This window comes from Paraburkholderia steynii, assembly GCF_900100565.1.
Lineage (GTDB): Bacteria > Pseudomonadota > Gammaproteobacteria > Burkholderiales > Burkholderiaceae > Paraburkholderia > Paraburkholderia terrae.
Genome location: NZ_FNDI01000035.1, coordinates 21,312 through 37,336, shown reverse-complemented (window position 1 = coordinate 37,336; position 16,025 = coordinate 21,312). Strand labels below are relative to the sequence as shown.

16 protein-coding genes and 1 pseudogene are annotated in these 16,025 nt (G+C 57.0%); 8 read left to right on the top strand and 9 right to left on the bottom strand.

The genetic code is table 11. The features are described 5' to 3' along the window. Positions 1 to 619: 619 nt before the first annotated feature. The 5 genes from BLT65_RS39320 to BLT65_RS39300 all read right to left on the bottom strand — a co-directional run bounded on the left by BLT65_RS39320 (position 620) and on the right by BLT65_RS39300 (position 5,570). A complete protein-coding gene (locus tag BLT65_RS39320) occupies positions 620 to 1,051 on the bottom strand; it encodes a TA system VapC family ribonuclease toxin (RefSeq protein WP_091788766.1) in 432 nt (143 codons plus the stop codon). Further along, positions 1,051 to 1,281: a CopG family transcriptional regulator gene (locus BLT65_RS39315; protein WP_091788763.1), complete on the bottom strand. Its 231-nt coding sequence runs from the start codon at positions 1,279 to 1,281 to the stop codon at positions 1,051 to 1,053. Before BLT65_RS39315 ends, BLT65_RS39320 begins: the two co-directional genes overlap by 1 nt. A 235-nt stretch (positions 1,282 to 1,516) precedes the next feature. Next, complete coding sequence (locus BLT65_RS48515) at positions 1,517 to 1,651, bottom strand: hypothetical protein (RefSeq protein ID WP_279634511.1); 135 nt, start codon at positions 1,649 to 1,651, stop codon at positions 1,517 to 1,519. Between the two features lie 1,727 nt (positions 1,652 to 3,378). Further along, positions 3,379 to 4,368 carry a ParB/RepB/Spo0J family partition protein gene (locus BLT65_RS39305; protein ID WP_091788757.1) on the bottom strand — a complete coding sequence of 330 codons (990 nt, stop codon included), beginning with the start codon at positions 4,366 to 4,368 and terminating at the stop codon, positions 3,379 to 3,381. After that, positions 4,365 to 5,570: a ParA family protein gene (locus tag BLT65_RS39300; RefSeq protein WP_091788754.1), complete on the bottom strand. Its 1,206-nt coding sequence runs from the start codon at positions 5,568 to 5,570 to the stop codon at positions 4,365 to 4,367. Before BLT65_RS39300 ends, BLT65_RS39305 begins: the two co-directional genes overlap by 4 nt. Before the next feature lie 1,042 nt (positions 5,571 to 6,612). On the opposite strand from BLT65_RS39300, the gene BLT65_RS39295 reads away from it, so the two are divergent. Beyond that, a complete protein-coding gene (locus BLT65_RS39295) occupies positions 6,613 to 8,007 on the top strand; it encodes a replication initiation protein (protein ID WP_091788751.1) in 1,395 nt (464 codons plus the stop codon). A gap of 290 nt (positions 8,008 to 8,297) precedes the next feature. On the opposite strand, the gene BLT65_RS39290 is transcribed toward BLT65_RS39295, so the two are convergent. Then, the gene (locus BLT65_RS39290; RefSeq protein WP_091788747.1) at positions 8,298 to 8,660 is read right to left on the bottom strand and encodes a hypothetical protein; all 363 of its coding nucleotides are present in this window, start codon (positions 8,658 to 8,660) and stop codon (positions 8,298 to 8,300) included. Positions 8,661 to 10,095: 1,435 nt separating this feature from the next. Here BLT65_RS39290 and BLT65_RS39285 point away from each other — a divergent pair. The 4 genes from BLT65_RS39285 to BLT65_RS39270 all read left to right on the top strand — a co-directional run bounded on the left by BLT65_RS39285 (position 10,096) and on the right by BLT65_RS39270 (position 11,850). Beyond that, positions 10,096 to 10,380, top strand: coding sequence for a hypothetical protein (locus BLT65_RS39285; protein ID WP_167306620.1), 285 nt, complete (start codon positions 10,096 to 10,098; stop codon positions 10,378 to 10,380). A gap of 319 nt (positions 10,381 to 10,699) precedes the next feature. Next, positions 10,700 to 10,990 carry a hypothetical protein gene (locus BLT65_RS39280; protein ID WP_244186952.1) on the top strand — a complete coding sequence of 97 codons (291 nt, stop codon included), beginning with the start codon at positions 10,700 to 10,702 and terminating at the stop codon, positions 10,988 to 10,990. 297 nt (positions 10,991 to 11,287) lie between these two features. Then, positions 11,288 to 11,530, top strand: coding sequence for a type II toxin-antitoxin system ParD family antitoxin (locus BLT65_RS39275; RefSeq protein ID WP_009770832.1), 243 nt, complete (start codon positions 11,288 to 11,290; stop codon positions 11,528 to 11,530). Further along, entirely contained in the window at positions 11,527 to 11,850 is a 324-nt protein-coding gene (locus BLT65_RS39270) for a type II toxin-antitoxin system RelE/ParE family toxin (protein WP_091788741.1), read from the top strand. The genes BLT65_RS39275 and BLT65_RS39270 overlap by 4 nt, the downstream gene beginning before the upstream one ends. A 62-nt stretch (positions 11,851 to 11,912) precedes the next feature. Here the strand turns inward: BLT65_RS39270 and BLT65_RS39265 are convergent, their stop codons facing one another. Next, complete coding sequence (locus BLT65_RS39265) at positions 11,913 to 12,302, bottom strand: hypothetical protein (protein WP_208545873.1); 390 nt, start codon at positions 12,300 to 12,302, stop codon at positions 11,913 to 11,915. Positions 12,303 to 12,588: 286 nt separating this feature from the next. Here BLT65_RS39265 and BLT65_RS39260 point away from each other — a divergent pair, with 286 nt between their 5' ends. After that, positions 12,589 to 12,981, top strand: a complete 393-nt coding sequence (locus BLT65_RS39260; protein WP_091788891.1) for a hypothetical protein — start codon at positions 12,589 to 12,591, stop codon at positions 12,979 to 12,981. Between the two features lie 67 nt (positions 12,982 to 13,048). Here BLT65_RS39260 and BLT65_RS39255 read toward each other — a convergent pair whose 3' ends face one another. Further along, a complete protein-coding gene (locus tag BLT65_RS39255; RefSeq protein ID WP_091788738.1) occupies positions 13,049 to 13,381 on the bottom strand; it encodes an H-NS family nucleoid-associated regulatory protein in 333 nt (110 codons plus the stop codon). A gap of 461 nt (positions 13,382 to 13,842) precedes the next feature. Here BLT65_RS39255 and BLT65_RS47705 point away from each other — a divergent pair, with 461 nt between their 5' ends. Then, on the top strand, positions 13,843 to 14,046 hold the full coding sequence (locus BLT65_RS47705; protein WP_208545872.1) for a hypothetical protein: 204 nt from the start codon (positions 13,843 to 13,845) through the stop codon (positions 14,044 to 14,046). Between the two features lie 77 nt (positions 14,047 to 14,123). Here the strand turns inward: BLT65_RS47705 and BLT65_RS39250 are convergent, their stop codons facing one another. Beyond that, positions 14,124 to 15,665, bottom strand: coding sequence for an IS3 family transposase (locus BLT65_RS39250; protein WP_091788735.1), 1,542 nt, complete (start codon positions 15,663 to 15,665; stop codon positions 14,124 to 14,126). 292 nt (positions 15,666 to 15,957) lie between these two features. Here BLT65_RS39250 and BLT65_RS48175 point away from each other — a divergent pair. After that, positions 15,958 to 16,025: pseudogene (locus tag BLT65_RS48175) on the top strand (HU family DNA-binding protein); the annotation flags it as partial.

The window sequence follows — 16,025 nt, the reverse complement described above, 5'->3', positions numbered from 1 at the left end:
TATAGGGGACGGGTGCGGCGTCGGGATATCGCTGAAATTATTTCCGGGCGCACATGGCACCGGCCTGCGGTGATGACCCGCGTGTCACCCGGCTCGCCCGCCACGGTCGAAACTCCGTTGCGCCCTTCTCGGCCGTGCTTCGACGACCGATCACATGGCTTGCTACTTACTACCGCGTCGAAAGCGGTCTGCCCAGCGCCACACGAAGTCGGTACCGCTCCCCTTAAGCGCAAGCGGCACCCTTGCCGCACGATTAGCGCAGTTCCCATTCGCACTCGAGCTTTGATCTTCCTCTCGCGTCGATCTCACGTGCATCGCAATCAGCCGCCAAGTTACGAATAACGTATTGAACGCTACATTTCGGCGCGAAACTTGAATGAGTGCGCTGCACCGGCGGCCACCGACTGCTAACGGACCTTGGCTTGTCCTTTCCCGTGAAACATTCGACAAATGACTCGAATAAAGATCACTAAATCAATGATTTATAACTTTTTATCCGCCGCCCCGGATGTTTCACGGACAACCAACGGGCAGCGCTGGTGATTTAACATTACGGCCCAATAATGTCGAAACAGGCTGGGTGCGGGGCCGTTTGACATTACCGCCCAATAATGCTCTCTTAACCAATGAGTTCGAGGTGGCGCGCACCGTCGGGCACCGCATCGGCGACCAGCCGGCGGTCGAAGGTGGCCAGCGCCCCTCCATGGCGGCGCGCGAGGGCGAGCAGGTACGTGTCGGTCACCTGGTCGGTCGCGAGGACGCGGTTCAAGTCAACATACTCCGGATCGAGCATGCTCAGGTCGTCAGACCAGAAGGCGTGGCCAGGATGTGCTCGAAGTTGCGCGACGAGCGGCGCGACCGCGGCCGGCGTCTCCAGTGTGTTCGGGTAGCGCGGATTGCCGATGATGCGCAGCACGCCGTTTTCGGTCAGCGGGCAGGTCGCCCAAGCGGCGTGCCCTGCCCGGCCGAACCATTCGTGCGCGGCCTCGTGCTGTACGTGGCCCGCGTCGAGCAGCGCAATCAGTACGTTGACGTCAAGCAGATAAGTCATCAGGGCGCCTCGTCGCGCAGCTGGTTGACGACTTCAGGCGTGACCGTGCGCGCGGTGCGCGCGTTCGGCAGCACCGGCAAGCCGTTGCGCGTGGCCGGAGCGACTGCGGGACGCTGCAGCGCCGCGCGCGCGAGTTGCGAGATGATGCGACCGATCGACACGTGCTCGCGGTCGGCGCGCGCGCGTGCGAGGGCGAGCACGTCGTCGTCGATATCTAGGGTGGTTCGCATGGGGGCTTCCATAGGCATCCGATTGTCTTGGTCAGGATAACCTAGATAGCATCACGCATCAAGCATCAGTCATCACCCAAGGATCCTTCCGACCGTCCGCCCCACACCGTGCTGCCGGCGGGAAAAATCGCCTTGATGGTCTACGTCTTCGGTGCGCGCGGAATGCGCGCGTCCGTCCCCACTCCGATCTCGAGCAATTGCAGCTCGCCTGTCGCGTCCGCCGCCGGGCGCTCCATCAGATCGCCGAGATCCGGATGTTGTAAATGAAGCCGCCGGGCGTGCGCGGCGCCCCGAAGAACACGATCCGCTTCTGGTAGCCGCGGTCGCGCGCCGTCTTTGCATCAGGCAGCGCGACCACGATCGTCTTCATCGCGGCCGTGGATGCCGAGCACGGCGTTCAACACGGAGGTTGGAATGGTTTTCTTCAGGCTTCCCCGTGGAAATGTCCGGCGCATTCACAAGGACGATTCTGCTCTGCGCCGGGCCGCGCCCGCCGTGATTCGGAGCAGAGGTGATACCCGACGTCCATACGCCGCTGCGCGACCTAGATCACGCCCAGCGTGGTGTCCGTCTTCTCACGCTAAAACAGAAAAATCCTCCCACGCACTAGGCAGGTACGGCCGGCCTTCTCGATATGAGGCCCGTCGTGTTCTAGTTGCGATCAAATCGCTGTGATAGCGGTCGGTCTGGCCGGGAGACCAATGCGTAGCCGTGTAGCGCCGGAAGTCCTCGAGATCGGACTCGGCCAGCTGTCGCACCCTAACGGCCATCGGCGCCGCCCGTGCGCGGACACGCATGCGCCCGATGAACGCCTCGTCATGAAACGCCACTGGATCTCCCGACGCCTCGTCGACCTTCAACGCTTCTGCACCGCCCAGACGCGCGTCTCGTGCTATTCGAGCGGGCGCAGCCCGGCTCGCATGACATCACTTGCGGAGCCTATAGGCTGATCGGACCTACATATCGGCCAAATCTGCAAAATGCTCGCCAAGGGAAACGGACATGTTACGCCCGGCGTATCTCGACCGGCCGGACCGCAGGTTGCGCGCAACCGCCCCGCTCAAATCAGATTGCTATCGACGGACAGTTCCCCTGGGACGACGGGTGGTAAACGGCGTCCATCGCGCTTCTCCGGCTAGGTTTTCACGACAGCAAGCAACCGCCGGCGCGTTGCATGGGCGAGTCAGCGCCTGATGCCGCGGCGGCCCGCGTGCCGCCGCGGAGACGCGTATCGGCAAGGGCAGCGAGGTTCCCACCAGGACAGCCAGTGACGGATGGCGCCGCACCAGGATGGCGGGATTGCTGGAGGCCATTGACACTGGCGTTCGAGCTGCTTGGCGGGTTTTTCCGTCGCATCGTCCATGAGACTGAATGTCTATCCCAAACAGTGGGGTCCCTTGTTTCAGCCTGTTCTCTTTCAGGCGACGCCTGAACTGCAGACCTCATGAGCATAGGTCGCCAGAGTGTCGGTACTACTGACACTCTGGCGACCCGTTCAGCGGATATCAGGAGGCGTGTCAGTAGTACTGACACCTCGATGTCCCCGCGAGGCGTGTGTTGCGGGTCAGACCGCAAGCAGGTACGGAGTGTCGGTACTACTGACACCCGCGACAACGGCGATGCGTTCTCTGCTGCGCCCATGTCGAGTTCTCCGGCATACTCGCCGCTCCTTTCGTTTCAGGCCTTCAGGCATAACCACCGCCTACTATGCCTTCTGCTGACTCCTGCCGACGATCAACAACCCTTGCGAACTGTTCAGTCCTGATTCCAGGACACCGTGCAGGCCTCCCGAAGGTAAGCACAGCGCCTTCACCACACACCCCCAGATCTACCACCCAGACCCTTGAGGGTCATGGACTTCGCAATCACGTGCTTGCTCGTCCGGCCTAGTAGGTCTCATATCAGGTTTCTGTTCGTGAAGTCGTGGCTTTGCTACACGCGTCCTTCAGACCTCGCCTCACGACGATGCTCGTGCGTTTCGCTAATCCTTTACCACCGCCAGGCTTGATAGGCGACTTTCACCTCCGAGCTGTTGTGCATGCTCGGCATACACGTAAAAAAGCCCGCAAGTTGCGGGCTTTTCACCGGGGAGTTCGATTACTGCTGCGCGCTTGGTTCTTCCCTGTACAGCTCACTGATAAGTTGCCGGATTCGAGTCTCTTGAGCTTCGCTAAGTGATCCGGTCTTGATTTTGACGGTGAACGAGTTCACGTCCTTGGTAATGCTACCGGCCTGTTCCTTGCCCGAAAAGAACTTCGCGATGCTCCGCTCGCGGGCCTCCGCTCGTGAACCCTGACGGGTGGCCTGCGCTACGATTGCGGCAGCATATCGGCCCTGAAGAATTTCTCCTTTGACAACATCCGACCACAAGTCCTTTGCCGCAGCCAAACCGGCAGCACCATGCTTTTTGATAGCCGACACAACTTCTTCTGCAGCGTTACACCCAAGCAACGCGGGCTGCAAGTCCAATTGCTCCTTGATGAAATCGGGCAGCTTGTCGAACGCCAAAAATTGATACAGCCCAGTGCGCGACATACCGAGCGACTCAGCAAGTCGCTTTCGATTCGGAAACTCTGCTTCCGCACGACGAAGCGAAATCGCGATTTCATAGTCGGTTAGGTTGGCTCGCCCGATGTTCTCTACCAACGCGAGAACAACCATATCCTCGTCGGAGCACTCAACTATGACGGCCTTGATTTGCTCCATGCCCAAGATTTTGTGCGCGCGCAACCGCCGCTCACCAGCGACCAGCTGGTAGCCGGACTCAACGCGCCGCACCGCCACCGGCTGAACCAACCCCTTTTCGCGAATAGACTCGGCAAGATCCGAAAGCTCGGCCTCGACAAAAACCCGCCGCGGTTGCCACGGATTCGGCACAACCTCCGCAACCGGAATCGTTGCCTGGCCGCCACTCGCTTCCAACTCTTGAATTTTGAGTTGTGCGGCTGCCAAGGCGCCTGCCATCCCAGGCCCTGTCTTCGGCTTCTCGACCACGTGCTTGGTCGCGTCCATCTCCTCGTCAGAGATTGAGGACGTCTTCCGGAGGTTGGCGGTTTGTAGAGCCATACGGTCGCGAATGCTGCTCATTGTGCGAGACTCCATTCGTCGACATACATGTTGTCAATCCACCTGCAGTATTCAACCAGTGGTTGGCGTACACGCTGCACCGTCTTTGAGACCCCGTCGGATTTGCTGAGGTCAAACACTGTCGAGAGCGCGAGCGCGCCGTTGCTCATCACCGAACTCGCCGGAATCTCGGTCGTGGTCAGCCAGTCTTCGTAGGCGCGTTGCGTCCACGAGCGAACGATCGGTGCTGACGACGTCGGGCTTGTATCCACCTTCGACAGAATCACGGAGATGAAATCGTAGACCTTGTCTGACTCCTTCTCCATGAAGTTCGCGGCAATATCGGAAAACAGCCCCCAGAACGATACCGAGCTAATGAAGTCCAGGCTCTCCGGCACCAAGGGCATCACCATCGAATCAGCCGCCATCAACGCATTCAATGTGAGGTAGGAGAGGGAGGGAGCTGTGTCCAGAATGATATAGTCGTACTTCTTGCGCAGCGGCTCTAGGCCTTTCCGCAGGATTGCCCAAAACTGATAGCTCGGGCGAGTCTTCAGCATCGAGGGGATGAAGAACTCAGCACTGAACAGCGATGGATGCGCGGGAATAACATCCAGGCCGTCCCAATAAGTTTCCTTGATGGCAGACTCCAGTCCACCTTCCATCTCTTCGTTATAAATAAAAGGCAGAACGGTCGAGTCCTCGTCGACCTCGTTCTCGGCATAGAGACCGCAGAGTTCGGATAGGGAGGCCTGCGGGTCCAGGTCAACCACGAGCACTTTCCGTCCGCGCAACGACAACCCTTGAGAGATGCACATTGTCGTCGTAGTCTTCGTCGACCCACCCTTGAAGTTGGCAACTAGAACAATCTTGCCGTCGGCCTCGCGACCAGTCACGAGCGGCGACTGATAGATTTCCGACAATTGTTGTACATAGGTGCGCGCCTCGGCCAAGGTGAACAGGCGGCTACGGCCCGTGCCGTGCGCAACGCCCGGTGGCAACGTGCTTCCTTCCCGCGTCGCTTGGTAGTGAAGCTTGGTTCGGTCGAGCCCGCACAGATCTGCTACTTCGGCAGTCGTAAAGTTTGGCGGTGCCTTTCGCGGCCTCGGCGTGAGAATCTGCTCGCGCAACTCGACTGTCAGCCCGTCCAGTTTTTTCGCAAATTTAGCGATTTTCGCAAGAGGAACTTTGCGTGTGATAGCGGGAAATTCGGCTTTAGACATGGTTTTTACACTTTCACCAGAAATCGGGACGAAGCGTAGAATACTCGAAAACTTTAAAAAAATCGCTCTCGCATTAGCTAGTTTCTTAAATTCTCGGCCTAACTCGCTGGAAAACAACGAAAAAAGATCGAACGGCACGGCGAAAGGGCTAGAACCGTCGACTCGTGCGAAAGCATCACGAAAACTTCATGGTGAGAGAAATTGTTGAAAATACGTCGAAGCGGGGCGGTGAAGGTGGGTGAGAAGAATTGTTGAAATCTGCCAGTTGACGTGCCCAGTCGGGTTCTTTCAACAATTCCTCTCACCATCACATCGCGGGTACATCGCCTCGGCGCGCAACGGGCACTTTTTGCCCCAGAGAGTTCTCCGCAGCCTGGCCGGAAGTCTTCCGGCAGCTCATAACGTAAGCGTTACACATCATCAACCCGCTATCGCCTTATCCACAGATGCCCTCGCCGCAAACGGCCGTCCGGCGGGACTTGGTGCTGATCATGCCGATAAATCGAGCACCCTCAGCTACGCCGTGCCACAAAAGCACTCACCATCCGCCAACAAAACAACTCACCCATTACGAGCTGTTCTCGGCGGCGAACCCCCGCCAGGTGGGGGTCTCCGCGATGGGAAGCAACATTCAACAAAAATGCTCACCGTCACTCCGCGCCCACAGTATCACTCACCCGGCGCTGGTAAACTTCTCACGCTAGCCAAGGATTTCTACTCACCTTCGGCCTACAAAAGTCCTCACTTCAGGCACAAAACTGCTCACCTACAAGGGACTAACCCATTGTTTTTACATGGGTTACAGTTTCTCTGTTGTTGGTTCGTTGGTTTTCGTTTTTAAAAGACTTTGAAAAACATACAACCGCCCACCAGAACGATCGCCCGCAGCGGGAAGGTGAGTAGATTTGTTGAATCCACCCGTACTGATGGTGGGTGATGAATATTGTTGGAACGCCCCATTTCATGGTGAGTCTTTTTGTTTTGACATCTCACCTACGCGTGTTAGAGTCTGCGCGACCGGCAACTAGGGACAGGATCCTCGATGGCAAACAACATCACGACACGCGCAACCTCGCGCCAGCTGTCGTTTGAACTGTTCGAGGAGATGCTCGCCACTGACACGCCGATCAACGAATCGACGAAGGAGATTGGCTATCAGCGTAACAACGTTTTTATCGACATCACCGATGTAGGCATTACAGCCAGGCGACTCTTGGACGCAGCGCACTTCATTGTGGCGCAGGAGCCGACCACCCCGAAGGTCTATGACGTCGAGCTGAGCTACTTCCGATGGCTAATGCGTTATGACAGCTACAACTACAAGCACCTGCGAACGGTCGTGTCCGAGGCTCAAAAAGCCTTGATTCAGGTTTCGGCCTCGCCCCCTGGCAGCACGTCCGCGGACGACGAAAAGTGGGTGTCCGTACAGCTAATCGGTATCGTCGGTATCGACAAAGGGCGCATCACTTTTGCAGTTCCTGAGCCGCTCATTCCGCACATCAAGGACCCGGTGAAGTCGCACTGGTTGAGCCTGCGAATCACCTCTGCCTTCACGCTTACCTATGCTCGAGCCATTTACGACCACGTCATCGGTTACGTGGCAGAAGGCATAACCGAGTGGTTCGAAGTCGATGTGGTACGGGGTTGGCCTGGGAAAGCCGCGTCGACTGCAACCGAATTCAAGTATTTCAAACGCGATAACCTCGACAAGGCGGTTAAGCAGATTAACGCAGTTTCCGACATCGACCTAAGCTACGAGACTCGCACCGTGAGCCCGAAGTCGAAAAAGATTGACCGGATTCGTTTCAGGCTGACGCGCAAGGAATCCGCTGGAGCCATTCGAGCGAGCCTGCTTGGCGCGCAAGAGATATACACGACGCTGAAGAACGAATTCGGCTTCACCGAAAAGCAGTTCAACACCATCTCGCAAAACCGCGCTGTGTGGTCGGATGAGCGTATTCTCCAGGCAATCGAATACACCCGAACCAAGGTCGACTCCGGCCAAGTCAAGAAGAGTCCAGGAGCCTACCTGCTAAAAGCTATCACCGATGGCTACAAGCTATCGGACGCTGACCGCAAAATGCTAACGGTACAGCAACAGCAGCAGGAGCAGGAGAGGGCGGAGTCCAGCGCGAAGCAACTGGCGACAGCGGCCGTCGCCGCAAGCACCGCAGCGGCAGAGGAGCGCAGCAAAACACAGACCGTCGAGAATGCCGACCTCGGTCGTGAGGCGTATCACAAGGCGGACGGTAAGGTGCAAAAGGACTTCATGCGTGCCTTTATCGCCTCTGCGGCCGGTAAGCTGGCCATCAAGCGGGTGAAGCTCAACCCAGCGACGATTCATGAGTCGGAAGTGCTGGCGCATAAGGACCTATCCTTTGCGCTCTACTCGTTCGTGTTTCTGCGCACCAAAGCGAAAGCCGCTGCCAAGGCCTAAACGGTACGCGAGCACTCGGCTCACCGAACGTCGCGATGCCATACTGTGAGTGCTATCCGTCGTCGAGAACTTCAAGTCTCGACGACTGCGCAGGACTTGTCCCTGACGAGATGTGACATGCGCTTAATGGACTTGGGGCGCATCTTACCGGGCGTATTGCCGACCCGGCACGGTACCGGGTCAAACGCCGATATGCCAGTCGCCTGGCATCACGGAAAGCAACGACCGGGTAGGATCGAGCGTCCGGTGTGCGTCTCCTTCCGACGCGTCGGCGGACGACTTTAGTGAGGCTAGCGGAATAGGGGCATCACGTGTTCTTCAATCATTTCGTAGATGTCTTTACGGACGAGGCGGGCAAGTTCATGACGTTCGAAAAAGTCCATCGTCAAGAACAGACTGGCAAGCGCAATGGCACCTAGCTTGACGAGTCCTATGGCTTCCTGAGCAAAGCCGTGTGCCAACGCCGGACATATCTGTTGAAGTGAAGAGAGTCCTAACACCACCCCTAAGCCAGATGTCACGGCCATGAACGGCGGTGCGAAGAAGATGAGAACGGCCACGCTATTCCAGAAAATCCTGACGCGGCGGGGAAGCGGCGCATGTTCGGGGTGGACGAAATTGAACAGAGACTCGTCATGTTTATCGTTGTGCATGAAACATTCCTCAAGATAGTGGATAAGGGTTCTGCTGCCGTCGCGCTACGGCATGCAACGGAGAGCAGACCCAGGATCACATGATTCTGCTGAAACGCAAGCCGACACGCACCATCGACGTCGGACGAGCCGAATGCAACGCATATGCAGGTTCGTGCGTTGGCGCCAGCGAGCGCGTGCGTTTGCGATTGCGAACAGGAAGAAACCTGCGTTTCTACGGCTGTCTCACGCTGCGCCGCAGCCGGGAGATCGAGTACTTCAGTTCCACGGAGAGGCGCCTACGCCACGCTTTTAGTGCCTCGAGCAGGATAGCGGTATCGACCTAGCAGTGACGCCAGACTTTGTGTCGATCCTGATCGCCTTTTGGACGATGGTGGCAAATCGGGTGACGTTCATTCCGGAAAGTCGGTAACCGTAGAATCGGCGTCCTCACTTGCGAAGGCAACGCCATATTTTCTTCGCGACGATGATGAGAGGCATGACGCATTCGAAGACAAACTCCTTGCATTCGTTTGCAAAAACGCACCAGAGATTCTTAGGTCGATTGTTCATTTTCGTATCCTTATATTTAAAAGGCCCAAGCGTGGATGATGAAAGAAGACGGAACACTTCGTGTAAAGGCGTGTGGCAAGGGACGCGATGCTTGTCGGGGAATGGTCCAAGGTTTGGACAGAGGCACGGTAGAAGATCAGACGCGGTTAAGCCGTCAATTGTCCGTGTCGCTCTTTGCTGGTGCCGCAGGCGCGGCGACTAAGAGTACGCATGGGCGCCTTTCCCTCACGTTGGCTGTGCGAGAGTAAGTTTGGCGCCCACACCATCTCTGGTATGGGCGTAATGCATGTGTGGCTCAGATCTTGTCTTTACAATGCAACGAGCGGATAAAGACTGTCATTGGGCTCACGCATTCAGGGAGCAGTTCGAAACACTAGAACATGATAGCCTCAGCAAGCTACAAGATCGATTCTGGTAACTTGATCGTCTCCCAGTTCTCTTATCTGGAAATTGCGAAGGTGCTAGCCACCGATTGGGCTACATGTCCGTTGGCAAAGACTCTGACAGGTTGCATGTGCTGTCCCTGCTGTTGTCGGCGGGGCTGGCGTGTGTACGATCCACAGCCAGAGGATAAAGCAGCCACAGCTCAACGCTGAAACCGTTAATGCCACACCGAGTATCGGGATTTCGTCAGCGCCCGATGGGAAGAAATAGGACCATATTTTCCTGATAAGTTTCATTCGCATTCCATGTCATGTGGTTTAGGAATGTGCGACGAGATTAAAGCTACCTCGTCGACACCTCACAAGTGTCGATGACGAAACGCTGAACGCAACTTCATCCACCTGAAGGGACATCGTTTGCGTCGCATTTGGATATAGTGATGTTTCGAAAGATCACAATTCCTCCGAACAAGATCCTTGAACCTAAGCGGGAACACGCAATGCCTCAAGTAGAAGTTATCCAGTTTGACGATGTTCCTGAGGATGGACTGATCGATGAAGGTGCGCTGGTCCCGGTAAACGGCATGTCGGCGATGAGCCCACCAGACGGCGGGTGCGGCCTGGCCGGATGCGGATGCTTCCGCGGACACTTCATAACTCGCCTCTTTCGTAGAGACGACGAAGGATGTGTCCGAGGTTACGTGGTGGAATTCGAGAGCAGGCAGGAGCTTGAAACGACCAGCCCGGAGGAGTTGTCTGTTCTTGTCAGCCGCGCGATGAACTGAGCGCTCCCGTTATTCTTCTTCAGGACGACGCGCCTTCGACCGGCGTTACTGGAGGCATAGGGGATGCGGGGTCGGGCTCACAGGATGGGCACAATGAATGGTCTGGGGATGAGATCAATAAGTTTGAGCCCGAGACGAACAGGGCGGCGTCAACTGAAGTACGTCGGCCAGGATTTCATGCTGTTCGCGACCGGTACACGATCGGGAAAGGGCGTCATACGGTGATCCCGGATCTTCTCACCTATCCGGATTCAATCATCGTCGGGGGCATCAAGGAAGAGATACTTGCCCGCGTTATCCGCATGTGAGGATAACGACAATGCGTGTGGTGCGGGTGCTCTGCCTTGCCGGACTGATCCACGGCGGCGATGGCGCGCGTGAGTGCGGCCAGTATGAGGCGAACCATTTTTCAATCGTGCGCTATCACTCTGGCCACTTCGATCCGAGTGGGACGTCAAACGCGCGTGGCGACTTCCTGGATCGGTTTGGCTCGATTGGCAGCAACAGAAAAGCGTGGGCAATTCCAAATACGGCAATTTCGAGAATGGGCCGTGAGACTATCGGACTTTTTCGAGAGCAGCACGTTCGCGCGGGCTGGAATGTCGACTAGCCAGGCACCGGCCCGGCACCGGGCCGTTTCCTTGATGCTGTGAGTTTATTGAGAGGGTGTCACGATGGGCATGAGAAGGTCGGGAGAGGCAGGTCGCAACAGCGTGTGCCTGCGGTGAGATCTCCATGGTCGCCAGCGATGCAAGGCCTGACCAGATTTCCGGGACACTGTCTCGGAAATTGAACCCAGATCAGTTCGCTTGGACCTCCTCCGTTTCCTGATTGTACGGGGTCTCGACAGGGGTTCGTCGAGTTACCAAAAATTGGTATAATAGGCGCAGAATCAACGGGAGCCACCATGGGCAAAAACACCTCCGTTTCGCTCGGCGACCACTTCGCCGAGTTTGTCGAAGATCGCGTGCGTGCCGGTCGCTACAACACGGCAAGCGATGTGGTTCGGGCTGGCCTGCGTTTGCTGGAGGAACAGGAAGCAAAACTCGATGCTCTACGCGTCGAGCTGGAGAAAGGCGAGCGCTCGGGTCCGTCCAGGCCGTTTGACTTCGACGCGTTTCTCGCACGCAAGAAGAAGTCCGCGACGTGAAGGAGTTTGTTCTTTCGCCGGCGGCCGAGCTGGATCTCGATGATATTTGGGACTATTCGGTAGAAAACTGGGGGATCAGGCAGGCAGAGCGCTATATCCGCATGATTCAGGACACGATCGTTGGATTGACTGATGGCACTCAGCCGAGCCAGACCGCGTCCCACGTTCGGCCGGGTTATCGCAGTGTGCTGGTCGGAACGCACGTTTTATTTTTCAAAGAGACCGACAGTCTGATCGACGTTATACGAATTCTTCACCAGCGGATGGATCCCTCTCAACGCCTGAGCGAGCACGAGTTTTTTGGGGGCCCTGATCGCTGAGCGGCCGACGATCGGCTCCCCCCGTGCTTACCGGCGCCCGCGCCACTTGTCGATGCAATCGACTACATGCGGCGAGCCATTCGGCAAGCCGTCGCCTTCGTTAGCGCCTGTGCGTTCCGCCCATCCACACGAAGCACATTGCCTTCGGGTGTCATCTTGCGCGGAATGTCCTGATAGCGCGGCTCATGAGCGCGGCGCTCAACGGTCGCGATCGAAGCGTTCTGAACAGGCGCCACGGCGGCGACCCGATGATGCAAGCGGCGCTGCACAGGGCGGACGCTCACAGGTTGTCGCTCTTTGATTTTGTGGGCCGGTTGTGCCGCCCCGAAATTGCCGTGTGCCTCGGGTGGATTCCATACTTCCACGTAATGCGCGCCGGCAAGCGCCGGGGAGCCCGTCATCAGAAAAAGCAGACAGCACCTGATCGTCGTCATCTGTTTTTCTTTCGCCAAGTGGAGCATTGCGGTGAGCGAATTTCTACTCTGATGCGCCAACAGGATCCCTAGTCGACCCATTCATCTCGTTGTCGATGAGACTCGCGCCTCGTATTGGGTAACCTTGTCGGGCAGTACATTCTCGCACGGAAAAAGAGCGAGCCGGCAACAGGCTGGGCAGTGGCCTTAATTCGGTAGAATGTTGCTGTTACACCGTACATCGACAAACGAAATGAGTTCAAAGCGGCGCGGGGCGCACGCTCCCGGACCCAAGAAGCACCTGACCAAAGCCATGTTACTGCCTATGGCTGAAGCAGCTGCGCGCGAGCAGTCACTGTCCTCCCACCTGGCGCTTGTCGCATGCCGCGACGGTCATGGCAACAAGCATCTGTTTAATGAACTGATGCGCACCGTTTACCTCGCGTGGTTTCTCCAGCAGGACGGTTGCGGAATAGAACCTGCCAACAGCTTCAAGACAGCGGAATATGCGGTTGAGGCCTCGCTGCAACTAGCGCATATGTCGGGTGAATGGGTACTCGCTGAGGATACTGTTCCTGTTTTCGAGCGCCTGCTGGCACTGCATGACTCGCAACTCGCGACCGCTCCACTGCATAAGTTCATCCGCGCGGAACAACGATTAAGACAGTTTCTTGCAGGGAGCGCGAGTTCGCCGATTCCTGAAACTGATCAAGCTTGAACCTGGCTAGTACAGTTCCGCTGCGACGGCGATAAATCTTCAGGTGAACCCTGCGATCGTAGGGCGATCACACAAGGTCGAAAAGATCGAGCTGGCGGGGATCGACTGCCTGGGTAGCAGCAGGCGGTTCTACAGCCAGCGTTTCAACGCTCGGCGATGCTTCGATGCGGAAGAAATCGGGATTGACGCCGGCGTTTTTCGCAGCAAGGAGCCAGTCTGGCATGGCACCGAGCCCGTTCCATTCGTGGCCTCGTGCATCGCGATATAGCGGCGACTGCGCCTTGTCGTGTTCGATCGAGGCGGACAGCGCTTCAATTGAAATACCAAATTCCTCCATTCGACGGCGCATCCAGATGATCAGCCGATCGCGGGCTTCACCATCGGTGATTTTTCCTTTCATGACCCAGCAGCGATATGTGACGACAACAAGTATAACTGTATCCTTTAACGTCACACTTGCGGAGAGTTCGCTCGAGGCGGCTGGGTGAGTTGAAATGGCTGTGACGTCCGCGAGGCACATGTCGATTTCCGGATGCTACGTCAACAAATAGTCCGACAACGATCGTGTAGACTCCGCGCAGCGGCGGTAATTGATCAATGTCGCGAGTTGCGGCTCGATCAGCAGCGACATTTCGTCTCGGGCCTGTGCCGGTAACGTACGCGCTGGCTGCGTTCCGAACTCCGTCTGCCCTTCCGAGTCGTCAGACCCGACAGGCGGTGCTTTGGATAACCATCACTGCACTTCGGATCGAACACTGAAGTCGGCAGTGGCAACCAGCTGTCGAAGGAATGTGCCCATTCATTCCATAGGTAGTCGCTCAGGTCGAACTCTTCGTCGACACTGCTGGAGCCGGTTTCGCATTGGAAAGCGAAGACGACGTTGTTGCCCTTCCAGTACGCGATACGCACACGCCGGAATTCACCGAGTGGGCCCGTCGACTCGGTCACGCATCGTTAGAAGAATTGGTTTTGCTACCCACCATATCGCGTCTCGCTGCAAATGCGATGGCGTTGGATGCGTTCGCCCAGGCGGAACCATCAAGGCAACCGGATGCGGAATCGTGATCGTCTCAGGGATATCTCGGTCGGAAGCCGTTGTTCCGCTTGCGCCAAGGGGGGTGCGGCTAAAAACTTGGACTGGTTCATGCTGCCATTCCCAAGCTCTCCCGGTATTCGAGCGGGCTGATAGCGCCTAGCGAGACCTTGATCCGCTTTGCGTTATACCAGTGCATGTAGGAGTCAAGTACCTCAATGAATTGCTCAACGGTCGTAGCCCGCCAGTCTCGAGGATGAAACCACTCCGTTTTAAGTCGACCGAAGAAGCCCTCGCAGGCCGCGTTATCGGGTGAGCATCCTTTGCGTGACATCGAACGAACCATCTTGGCATCGCGCATCCGTGAGAGCCACCCGGGCCAGCGATAGTGCGCCCCGCGATCAGAGTGGACCACAGGCCGCTTATTGCTGTTGGCTACCGTCTTGATGCCCTCGTCGAGCATGGTATTCACAAGTTCGGCATCTGGCCGCGTGCCGATTGTCCAGCTCACCACAAGACCATCGAAGCAGTCGATCAACGGAGACAGATACACCTTGCCGGCGGGGATCTGGAATTCGGTAATGTCGGTGAGCCACTTCTCGTTCGGGGCTCCGGCGCGGAAGTCACGATTGATGACCTTCTCCGGCGCAGGGCTTATTTCTCCGTCGTAGGAGCGGTAGCGACGTCGTCTGGCGGTGGCAGCGGTCAGCCCTTCCTGTCTCATCAAACGTCGCACCACTTTCTCCGAGATAACGACTTTCTGCCTGCCCAGTGCCGCCCGTATCCGACGATAGCCATAACAGCGGTGATTGACCTCAAAGATGTCTGCGATGACTCGACGAGCGCCAGCATACTTGTCGGCCACGAGCAGACGCGCACGATGATAGAAGTAGGAACTGCGAGCTAGTCCCAATACGGCTAACAGCTCTGACAACGTGTAGGTGTTTTTCAGGGCATCAACCAGCATCGTTTTCTCCCGGTTGCTCAGGAGTTGCGGGACGATGCCCATTCCTTTTTTTATCAGTTCGTTCGCTTTCTTCAGGATGTCGTGCTCGAGCTGCAGTTGCTGGACGTCGCGTCGAAGCGATTCGACCTGCTGTTCCAGTTTCGTACGCTCACTGTCCGGTGCTGGCTTCTTCTGGCGTTTCATGGATGCTGGGGCTTCACGACCGAGTAGCTGGTTCTTCCAATTGTAAAGCGTCGGCCTGCTCACGCCTGCTTTCTGGGCAAGCAGGCGCGCGCTTTCCTTTCTGGTGCACAGTTCAATGACTGCAGCCTGCTTCACCGCTGGCGATTTCGGAATGCTGCCAGTTGCTCTGCCGACAATGCGTTTTCCGATTTCAGGATGCAGCTCTTCGATCCAGGCGGCGAGGGTCCCCCGACTCGGATATCCCAACGCCCTCAAGGTCGCAGCAGCACAACGGCCATGGCCCAGATACTGATCGACGGCCGCCTCCTTGTGTACGGTCGAATACCTCGGCCGCGAACGAACATAGCCAGTATGTAAATCATGACTCTGTTCGTATTCGCGATGCCAGGATTTGAGAGAGTTCTTTGTCGGGTACCCCAGTTGTCGAATGGTCGCTCTGATGCGCTTGCCCAACTTTAAGTACAACCGAACCGCTCGAAGACGGTCTTCGTACGAGTACATGGACTACCTCCAGGTAGTCCAAGTTTTCGTCCGCACCCCCGGTGGGTCAATTCTGCGTGGACATCAACACTCCGCAGACTCAACTCCGCATGAGAGCATTGCGCAACTAACCGTCTGGCGCTCGAACATGCAAGCCAGCTCCGCCAAAAGACCTGCCGACAGGAAAGGGGCCCTTCGGCGCGAAGCGGTGCCCCGTCAGCCATCTCGAGGGTTGCCGGACCAACGCACGTGCGGTAGGGTGGCATCCGTCCCGCTGCATCGGGGATGTTATTGCCCAAAGGGAGACTGAAAGATGAACAAACACGAACTGATTGATGCTGTTGCATCGACCACGGGCGAAAGCAAGGCCAGCACGGGCGA